Origin of the sequence: Moorena sp. SIO4E2, assembly GCF_010671945.1 — a bacterium.
GTDB lineage: Bacteria > Cyanobacteriota > Cyanobacteriia > Cyanobacteriales > Coleofasciculaceae > Moorena > Moorena producens.
In genome coordinates, this window is sequence record NZ_JAAHIE010000270.1 from 1 (window position 1) to 9707 (window position 9707).

The following is a 9707-nucleotide window of genomic DNA, read 5'->3' on the forward strand; positions in this document are numbered from 1 at the left end:
GTAAACTCGAATTAGCCGTTAAGGGGCTATAACTAGGCTGAAAGCAATACTGGAAATTGCTTTCAGCGATTAATGAAAAAATACATATCTTTGATCAGGGCTATTTCATTCTGATCAGTTGTCAGTTGTTAGTTGTAGTGATAATATCTTTGGTTATGTATGATTGAGGGGTCTTAAGATTTACTTTATAAATTACTGTTAGGATTCCGTTGCCAAAAAATGAACGATCTGGAGGGATTGGGCAACTCATTTAGGCTTACTATAGTTCTAGGTTAAAAGTCCTTAAGAGAAGCTGAAGATGATTTTTAAATCCAGTTTGGATCAATTCACGTGGATCATTCATCATTTCCATGCATTCATGTACTGATTTATGACTGGGATTTATCATCTGCCAGCGAGCTTTAACAATCTTCTCCAGAGCTAACAAAGCATTTTTTGTTGGATGCTTCACACTCCCGCCTACTTCTCCACCGCCAAACTTGCTACAAATATTCCTATGGGATGATGCCATAATTTTATATGCTAGTAATAATTTTTCGTACTGAGGTTGAAGGGATAGCGGTAAATTTTGGAAGTTTTTTTTGTTCTGCTTCCATAATGTCACTAGATAGGCATGGTCCCAAGACATTAGCCCACTAAATCCCTTGATTTTCAGGTTGGGCGGCTTCATTGTGGGGAGAATTTGCTCTTGATATTCTTTTCTACTGTAACTTCCCGCTAATTTCATTACTGCTCCGGCTCCAATCATTAGATTTGATGCTGTTTCTAGCTCTAGTTTTACCTGATTTAAGTTCTTAATTTTTATCGCTTTTTCAAACCGCAGCAAGCAGAGGATCAACCCCTGGACAAATATCAAGAATATCCAATGGAATTTCTTCCAAATTAGCAATGGCTTAAATTCCGGGTTGACAAATGTATCTAATTTATATAAAGTCCATTTATTAGCGCTGTTTTTAGTCAGTTCCAGAAAGGTTATATATCCGGGAAAAGCACTATATAACAAAATATATTCTGGCCATTATGTTAAAACATACTGGATATCAAAGTAATTGTTAAATTCTTCAATCTCCTCTTGCTTAACCGATTTAACTTTACCCTCTGAATTCAATAATTCAATTGCTGATATTTGATCGGCATTTTCAACCCTAGCATTAGGTTCAACTATAGTAATTAAATTGCCAATATCTTGATTGAAATTTTCTGCTTTAAAGTAGGATTGTAATAGGTTTATTATTTCTATAATATTTTTGGGATTGTTTTTGGTTATTTTGTATTCACTGAATAGACTCTGAGGACAAAGCAAATTTAGCTTTTTATTTTCATTTAGAAATCCTTTTTTTTTAGCATTAATGGTTTTTATTATCTTCAAAGCTTGCCATTTTTATGTATATTACTGTCAACAAAAAACAAGGTGTTCCAGACTTACTATCCCAAACGGTTAGTTAAAACTACTCCAAATATAGCTATACCTGGATTTTCTACCTCAACATTACAACTGTAAGCTTTTTGCATTGAAGCCTTTTGTCTGATAACTGCGGCGAAGTCTCCTGTTATACCCAACAAATGTGACCAATGCTTGAGATAGCAGCGCTACTATCTCAAGCTACACCATAGTCAGTGTACTGCCGCTTGTAAGGAGGCTGTAAACCCAAGACAATATCCTCTCTTGGAACGCCCATTTCAACTAAATCCTCAGCAGGATTGAGATCTGTAAGATTTTGCTGAAGCCAAATTTTTCCGTCTTTGATATCTAAATGCACTCTAGAACGGTAAATCCGATTCAAATCTTCCCAACCCACATTCATCCACTGATAATGATCCCGATCAGTGTCAAAAATTAGTTGTACTTCCACCTCATCATTAGAAACATCATCCTGGGCGTACTGGTTCAGTAATCTCTGAACGTACTCGCGGTATTGAGCTACTTTCTCCATTCAACAATCACCTCATTGGCTGGATCATACACAATTATCAAGACCTGATACTGTTGTATCGCAGGATGCTTTAGCCTACAGGTCTGCTGTCAGAGTAGTAAGTTATGACTGCTATTGCTCACAAGCTCAAGCCTACACTCCCCTAGCCTCGCGAGTGTAGCTAGGTCACTACAAAAGACTACAGGAAGAATTATGCCGTGGAGTGTCAAACACAAAATCCGTTACAGTATGTAAATAAGCGAAGTTACCTTTTTAACCCAGGCACAATGGTATCCTCATCCTCGATTGCTGTCAGAGAACTCCCCATCTTTCCCCTACCTGAAGTAGTTTTATTTCCTGGACGCCCTCTGCCGTTACACATTTTTGAATTTCGCTACCGAATCATGATGAACACGATTTTGGATAGCGATCGCAGATTTGGTGTCTTAATGTGGGATCCTGTTAAACAGGAACCAGCTACAGTTGGCTGTTGCGCTGAAGTTATCCACTTTCAGCGTCTTCCCGATGACCGGATGAAAATAGTAACTTTAGGTCAGCAGCGGTTTCGGCTCTTAGAGTACGTTCGTGAAAAACCCTATAGGGTTGGACTAGTGGAATGGATTGAAGACCAGCCACCTGCTAAAGACCTCAAACCAAAGGCAAAAGACGTCGCACAGTTATTGCGGGATGTTGTGCGTCTTTCCGCTAAGTTGACCAACCAGAAAATTGAGCTACCAGAAGACCTGCCCGATCTACCGATTGAGTTGTCTTACTGGGTTGCTAGCAATCTGTATGGCGTAGCCTTAGAACAGCAGGCACTTTTAGAGACCCTGGACACGGAAAAACGTCTAGAACGGGAAACAGAAATTCTCACTTCAACTCGCAATCACTTAGCAGCACGCACTGTACTCAAAGATGCATTGACTTAAGCTTTAATTGTAGCGTTTCTCATAGCTATGAGGTACACAGGATTTTTGGCCAGATCCGCTGCTCTCGACTCCCGACTCCCGACTCCCGACTCCCTACTTCCATTAACCCAGAACGAAAGTACCTCACCCAATTAATAACTGCTATAACAGTTTTGTTCACGGTTGACGGTTAACTGTTGAAAGTAAAATTATCAACATTTATGAGGGTGTAGCTGCCAAAAATCTTGAGGATTTCCTGATCAGGAATTATTTCCTCAAGAGCAGCTTTAAATAATGGTGTATACAGATCTGATTCCAGTTCAATAAAGAATATGTACTCACCAAGTAATCGTTTGGTGGGACGAGACTCAATCCGACTTAAATTAATACCTCGACGGGCAAACACCTGGAGTGGTTTAGACAAGGATCCAGGTATATTAGCAGGAGGACTAAATGCTAAGGAGGTATGACTACCTCCAGGAGATGGCTTTAAACTCAGCACCCAAAACCGGGTGAAATTATCGGGATAGTCATTAATGTTAGATGCCAGTACTGGTAGAGTGTAAAGCTTTGCTGCTCGTTGAGAAGCGATCGCTGCTGCATTGTGATCTTTGTCCAAAAACTGTAGCGCTTCAGTAGTGGAGTTGGTAGGTACCAGTTGCACTGATGGCAGAAAATGCTCTAACCACCCCTGACACTGAGCCAGGGCTTGGGGATGGGAATAAACAGTTTTAATGTCTGCTATGGTTGATGCCCGTGACATCAGACAATGTCTGATGGGCAAAACCAGAGCCTGTTGGATTTGTAGCTGATCTAGTTGCCAAAGCCGATCTAGTGTCATGGCGACACTGCCTTCAATGGAATTCTCTACAGGTACCACTGCTAGATCAGCTTGTTGGTTAGCTACTGACTGTAAGGTTTGGCCAATGCTGGGATAAGCACACAAGAGGGATTGCTGACCCTGTTGTTTCTGGAGTCGCTCAGCATAAGCTGTGGCAGCGGCTTCTGTATAAGTTCCTGGTGGTCCGAGATAAGCAATAGAAAGTGACATAATAGAAAATCTAATTTTAAAGTAGCTTGAAGGTTAGCAGCTTGTTATTTAGTAAAGAGATGTGATTATTTTTTAGTGTGAACATAAATCAGTATTGAGTTTGATGATATAGTTATAAATGTTATCTAGAGTATGGCGGTTGAATTGTAATAATATAATTAATAATAAATTAGGATTATATCAGATTTTAAGTTACTTGGTATTTATCAAAATGTTAACTGTAAACTATTGAAAAAAAACACTACTAAGTTCGTCAGTATATCAGTTATTATTAGCTGGGGTATTTTTAGGCTTGTTTGGGAATCGAGGAACCGATAAACAGCAAGCGGGAATATTCTATTTTAAGAGTAAAGCTGGGTATCTTGATCTGCCCTAGTTAACGTTTATTTCTTTCATGATGGCATCGGTTTTTGAAAATTTCCAACCCCTAGCTGCGATCGCTACCACTCCTACTGGGGCTCAAATCCTGCAACCCCTGTGTCAAACTACTGGTGCAACTCTTTGGGTACCGAATTCTCTGAGCACCCTAGAACAGGTTGCTGTCTACAAGGGTTCTCTCAAAGACCACATTGCCTCCCTCTGGCCAAACCACCGTGCTTTGGTGTTTTGTTTGGCAGCCGGAGCAGCGGTGCGCTTAATTGCTCCTTTGTTAACGGATAAGTCCAGTGATCCAGCAGTTGTGGTAGTTGATCAAGGGGGAGGTTTTGTAATTAGTTTGTGTAGTGGTCATCAAGGGGGGGCAGATCAACTGACACGGTTAATTGCTTCCCAACTCGACTCAACGCCTATTTTAACGGGAGCAGCAGCGGATTTAGGTCTACCTGGAGTTGATGTCTTAGGTATTCCCTTTGGCTGGTATCGGGGAAAAGGGGATTGGACTAGAGTCAGTGCTGTGGTTGCCCGTGGGGAAATAGTACAGGTAATTCAAGAGGCTGGTTCCACTCTTTGGCAAGCTCATCTTAGAGATGGACATCCTTTTTATTTCGGATTTCCAGAGGATAGCGCTACAAGTGAATCCGAGTCGATCTCACCTAAAGCCAGGATTTGGATTAGTCCCACCCACCAGCAATTTTCTCCAGAATCGGATTTACCAAACGTGCAGTGGTATCCACGGGTAATGTGGGTGGGAATTGGCTGTGAGCGAGGAACATCGAAGCAGTTGATTGAAATGGCGATTCGGCAGACCTGTGAGGGTTATGGTTTATCAGAAAATGCGATCGCAGGAATTGCTACTATTGACCGCAAAGCCGATGAAGTCGGCATAGTCCAATTGTGCCAAGAGCGCCATTGGCCTTTACGCACTTTCCCAGCTGACGTACTCCGTTCCGTAACCGTACCCAACCCATCGGATGTGGTGGCGGCAGAAGTTGGTACTCCCAGCGTTGCCGAAGCAGCAGCTCTCTGTGGCGCTAGAGGGTTGAAGGTTAGCAAGTTGTTCGCGAAGCGTGGCCTTTTGGCCAAGGTTAGCAAGTTGAAGGTTGAAGGTTCTAACCTACAAGCGACTAACTTACAAGCGACTAACCTTCAACCCTTATTAGTTCCCAAACAAATAGTCAAATCAGCTAATCAACCAGGAGCAGTAACTGTAGCGATTGCTCAATCCCCAGTAGAATACACTGGACGTATGGGGAAACTGTTGCTAGTGGGTATCGGTCCGGGAAATCTTGACCAAATAACCCCAGCCGCTAAAACGGCTATATCCAGCGCTGATGCTGTGATTGGTTACTCCCTCTATATCAATTTAATTTCAACCTTGCGACGTCCAGGACAAATTATCGAAGCCTTACCAATTACCCAAGAAACCCAACGAGCAAAACGGGCTATTGAACTGGCTGAGTGGGGATTAACGGTAGCAGTGGTTTCCTCTGGTGACTGCGGTATCTATGGTATGGCGGGGTTAGTCCTAGAAGAATTGCGCTCTAGGGGCTGGGATGGTAAGACACCCCAGGTGCAAGTATTTCCTGGTATTACAGCGTTACAAGCTGCTGCCTCTCGTGTGGGAGCACCCCTGATGCATGATTTTTGTGCCATTAGTTTGAGTGACCTATTGACCCCTTGGCCAGTAATCGAAAAGCGTCTAGAAGCCTCAGCCGCAGCAGATTTTGTGACTGCGTTGTACAATCCGCGATCGCGTAATCGTACTGAGCAGATTGCGATCGCACAACGGATTTTTCTCAAGCATCGTAAGCCTGATACCCCTGTAGCCATTGTGGTTTCAGCCTATCGAGACGATGAAAACATCACTCTCACAACTCTTGACAAAATGCTGGAAATACCCATTGATATGCTAACTATGGTGCTAATTGGTAATCAAAGCACTGATATTCATCAGGATTGGATGATTACACCAAGGGGATATCAGATTTAAGGTTTAATGTTGAAGGTTTAAGGTTTAATGTTGAAGGTTTAAGGTTTAATGTTGAAGGTTGTTGGCTTTCGCGCAGCGTCGGCAAAGCCTAAAGCGTGGCCTTTTGGCCAAGGTTATTGGCTTGAAACCAGATTCAACAAGTTCAATCAGAGAAACAACTCAAACACCTGACGACAGAAATGTTTTAGCTTTTCCCCCACTTCAGCTGATGGCTGACAATTACCGATAATTTGCCAACGCTCCACTGTGGACAGTCGCCAAGCTTCTCCTTGATGGTTAAAGGCGGTCGCTTCCAAACCAATCAGCCGATCAGATTGATCCAAGTGGTCTTTATGAAACCGAATCTGTAACAAAATACTTCGACTTTGGAAGCGTCTACTCCAGCCAGGGAAGTGAAAACCAATGTCAATGGAGTTAGGATCCACCAGTTCTCGGGTTTCCGGGTCATTGGTCCAAGGCTTGAGGTCAGCCTTGGCATCAGGGAATTCAGACTTAAACAAATTCACAACAGCCGCAATTTTGGTGGTGACTTCTAAGCCGATTGCTTGTTCAGCTGCGTTCACGCCTAATCTCCTATGGTTAACTGCTAGTTAGTAACGTAATTTGTATCTTTTTATTACAACCTAAGATAAATCTACCCAATTATTTATAAAAATTTATACTTTTAGTGTAAAATTTAGTAATTTGATCAAAAGAAGAACCAAGTGTTCCAGGGTAAGCGCAAGAAAAATGAACTCATAATATGCTAGGGTAACCGATGTCAGAATAAAGGTTTCCAATGGTTCTTGGCTTCGATTCCCCCGGGTTACTCAACTCGAACAAGTCGGCAATCCTTGCCACTGCTGCCTGCTACTGATTGTCAACAAGTTCAGCAGGCACTGATTGATCCACGAGGGAAAAAAGGGGCTAGATATGTAGTGATGAAATAGTGATGAAAAAACTAATTAATTTCAGCTTGACCCTAATTTTAGCCTTGGCTATCAGTCTTCTAGGAATAGGAGAAGCATTGGCTACAGAGCTAAAGGTTGCACTGTATCCATACGTTCCTCGGCTTGAGCAATTCCAAACAGCAATACAAGCTGAATGGGATTTGGTTGAACCAAACGTTCCCTTGAATTTCGTTCCTTCGGAGGATTGGGATGGGGGTTACTCGAATAATCCTCCTGAAGATGCAGATGTTTATGTATTCGATGCCATGTTTTTCGACTACTTTCGCAGTAAAAACTGGCTCGAACCGATACAGGCTAGTGAAATCGACAACTTGGAGGACTTCGTTGAATACGCAATAGATGGGGTTAAGGTAGGTGGGGAGTATTACGCAATTCCCCAGCTTGGTTGTGCAAATATCTTATTTTATAGACAAGATGATCCAGCGATTGCCAATGCAACGAACCTAGATGAAATTCAGAGTGCTTTGTCTTCATGCACCTATACCAGCGAGATTCCCCCCGATATTCGGGGCATGATGCTTGATATGGCTGGTGGCACGACAAATGCTACTCTTTACCTAGACATTGCCCATAGCTTGACTGGAGAATATCCCTTCCCATTGCCTGAGAATGAATGCCAACTTAACTCCCAGGCGATAGACAACATGCAAGAGTTGCTAGGGATGGCAAGCTATGAGAATGCAACGGATTCTATGGAGCCCAAGCAGCAGCCCTACCAGCAGGCAGAGTGGTTTAGTAATGATTGGGGACGTGCACTCATGGGCTATACAGAAGCGATGTCAAACATGAGTGAAAACACACGGCAAAACATTGGCTTCAAGGTCATGCCGTTATCAGATCAAGATCAATCCTATCCAGAAGTTTTCTATGCTGATGTGATTGGTGTAAATACTACAACTAAAAACAGGGGGACACGTGACTTTGCTGTAAAGCTAGCTAATACGATGGCAGCCTCCACAACGATGATTGCAAGTATTGGAGCAGATGCAAGTCATCCCTATCCCCAGTATCTTATGGCCACTCGTCCCAGCATATTCCAGACTCTTGAGCAATCGTTCCCGCTTTATGGTGATATGTTTGGGCTCATCCAAGGTCAGAATATTATTATGTTCAAGGTGAATGATCAAAGCCGTAGCTGGCTAGGGAAAATGAAAAACACGATTCGTGAGAAGGCTAGGGAGAATTATTCTTGCGGCTGTGATTATCCAGCTATCGAACCTATTCTCAATAACACTTATGCTCCTGAGATTTGTGGAGATACATGTGCCGACCATGGCGCTTTTTGGAACGGTCAGTGGACCAATGCATACCCAGCTGCACAAGAAACATCTGTATGTGGTTGCAACACATGCCCCTTGCCATAAAAGTCTGGCACCTGAGTCCTCACTTGTCTAAATTCCCACTCAGGGGTAAGCTCATATAGCAATCCGAGCTGAAAAGTGAACAGTCACAGTTCTTACTCAAAACTCAGCACTCAGGACTGACGAACTATTTTCAAGGGAAGTATTGTTCACAAGTCGATCAGGATTGCCACACGACAAGCAACAGCGTAAAGGCAAAACAACCGTGTCCATCAGTGAACAATCTATAGAAGTCGGGTCTTGGGAATGGTTCTATCGGGAAGCTAAAGCCGTTGGCGATAGTAAACCAGTGCCAGTAGTACTGCTTCATGGCTTGCCATCCCAGAGTTTTTGCTGGTGTGAGATCATGCCAGATTTAGCTAAAGTAGGGTACGATGCGATCGCACCAGATTGGCTCGGTTCTGGATTATCCGCAAAACCGGATCGGCTTGACTTTCCTTACACACCAGATGCGTTCATTGAAGCCTTAGGCGATTTCCTTAAACAGCTGGAAATCGAAAGGTTTTCCTTAGTTGTCCAAGGCTTTCTCGCCTCAGTGGGACTTCAATATGCCTTGCGTCACTCAGACCAGATTGAGCGTCTAGTGATTCTCAATACACCTGTCTCGTCGGCTGCCAAGTTACCCAGCAAGATGCAGCAATGGGGATGGCCATTCATCGGAGATATGTTAACCCAAGACCCCCTGTTAGTTGACCGAAGTCTGGAAGGGGGGTCTCGCTATCGCATTGAAGACAAGTATTTAGATCTCTATCGCAAGCCTTTCCTCAAAAGCTCCGATCCTGGACGTTCTCTGGTAGCGACAATCAAGAATATCCAGATGAACAAGTGTATGGCAGAAATTGAATCAGGTTTCCGCAACTGGGACAAACCAACCTTAATTGTTTGGGGACTCAAAGACCCTTGGCTTCCGGTTGACCAAGCTGAGCAATTTGCTAATCAGCTTAAGAATGGGGAATTGGTGAAGCTGGAGGAAGCTGGACATTACCCTCAGGAGCATTGGTCGAAGGAAATTAGTGAAATACTGGTGCCGTTTCTAAGACGCAAAGCTTGAATTTTTCAGTATCCGTGGCAATTAAACGATGTCGCGATCAGCAGCAAATTCTAGGCAAGCTTTAATGTCTGTTTCGGTCAATTCTGGAAAGTCATCGACAATTTC

The 9707-nt window shown here is 43.1% G+C and carries 10 protein-coding genes; 4 read left to right on the forward strand and 6 right to left on the reverse strand.

Annotated features, from left to right (window positions below):
* Positions 1–259 precede the first annotated feature (259 nt).
* The 3 genes from F6K37_RS23445 to F6K37_RS23455 form a co-directional block, all read right to left on the reverse strand.
* Complete coding sequence (locus F6K37_RS23445; protein ID WP_287252455.1) at positions 260–1003, reverse strand: 3-methyl-L-tyrosine peroxygenase-related protein; 744 nt, start codon at positions 1001–1003, stop codon at positions 260–262.
* Between the two features lie 15 nt (positions 1004–1018).
* On the reverse strand, positions 1019–1369 hold the full coding sequence (locus F6K37_RS23450; protein ID WP_287252456.1) for a hypothetical protein: 351 nt from the start codon (positions 1367–1369) through the stop codon (positions 1019–1021).
* A 229-nt stretch (positions 1370–1598) separates the two neighbouring features.
* The gene (locus F6K37_RS23455) at positions 1599–1934 is read right to left on the reverse strand and encodes a XisI protein (RefSeq protein ID WP_287252457.1); all 336 of its coding nucleotides are present in this window, start codon (positions 1932–1934) and stop codon (positions 1599–1601) included.
* A 266-nt stretch (positions 1935–2200) separates the two neighbouring features.
* Here F6K37_RS23455 and F6K37_RS23460 point away from each other — a divergent pair, with 266 nt between their 5' ends.
* Positions 2201–2842: an LON peptidase substrate-binding domain-containing protein gene (locus F6K37_RS23460; RefSeq protein WP_008185458.1), complete on the forward strand. Its 642-nt coding sequence runs from the start codon at positions 2201–2203 to the stop codon at positions 2840–2842.
* Positions 2843–3011: 169 nt separating this feature from the next.
* On the opposite strand, the gene pheA is transcribed toward F6K37_RS23460, so the two are convergent.
* Positions 3012–3872 carry a prephenate dehydratase gene (gene pheA / locus F6K37_RS23465; RefSeq protein WP_008185455.1) on the reverse strand — a complete coding sequence of 287 codons (861 nt, stop codon included), beginning with the start codon at positions 3870–3872 and terminating at the stop codon, positions 3012–3014.
* 397 nt (positions 3873–4269) lie between these two features.
* Between pheA and cobJ the strand changes: the two genes are divergently transcribed.
* Complete coding sequence (gene cobJ / locus F6K37_RS23470; RefSeq protein WP_008185453.1) at positions 4270–6240, forward strand: precorrin-3B C(17)-methyltransferase; 1971 nt, start codon at positions 4270–4272, stop codon at positions 6238–6240.
* 146 nt (positions 6241–6386) lie between these two features.
* Here the strand turns inward: cobJ and F6K37_RS23475 are convergent, their stop codons facing one another.
* The gene (locus tag F6K37_RS23475; RefSeq protein ID WP_287252458.1) at positions 6387–6803 is read right to left on the reverse strand and encodes a Tery_1686 family protein; all 417 of its coding nucleotides are present in this window, start codon (positions 6801–6803) and stop codon (positions 6387–6389) included.
* A gap of 368 nt (positions 6804–7171) precedes the next feature.
* Between F6K37_RS23475 and bcmE the strand changes: the two genes are divergently transcribed.
* Both bcmE and F6K37_RS23485 read left to right on the forward strand, forming a co-directional pair.
* Positions 7172–8554 (forward strand): thiamine pyridinylase, encoded by a 1383-nt coding sequence (gene bcmE, locus F6K37_RS23480; RefSeq protein ID WP_008185449.1) that lies wholly within the window; start codon positions 7172–7174, stop codon positions 8552–8554.
* Between the two features lie 202 nt (positions 8555–8756).
* A complete protein-coding gene (locus F6K37_RS23485; protein ID WP_008185446.1) occupies positions 8757–9602 on the forward strand; it encodes an alpha/beta fold hydrolase in 846 nt (281 codons plus the stop codon).
* A gap of 21 nt (positions 9603–9623) precedes the next feature.
* Here F6K37_RS23485 and F6K37_RS44755 read toward each other — a convergent pair.
* Positions 9624–9707, reverse strand: an 84-nt coding sequence (locus F6K37_RS44755) for a DUF433 domain-containing protein (protein WP_502887770.1), incomplete at its 5' end; no start/stop codon positions are given.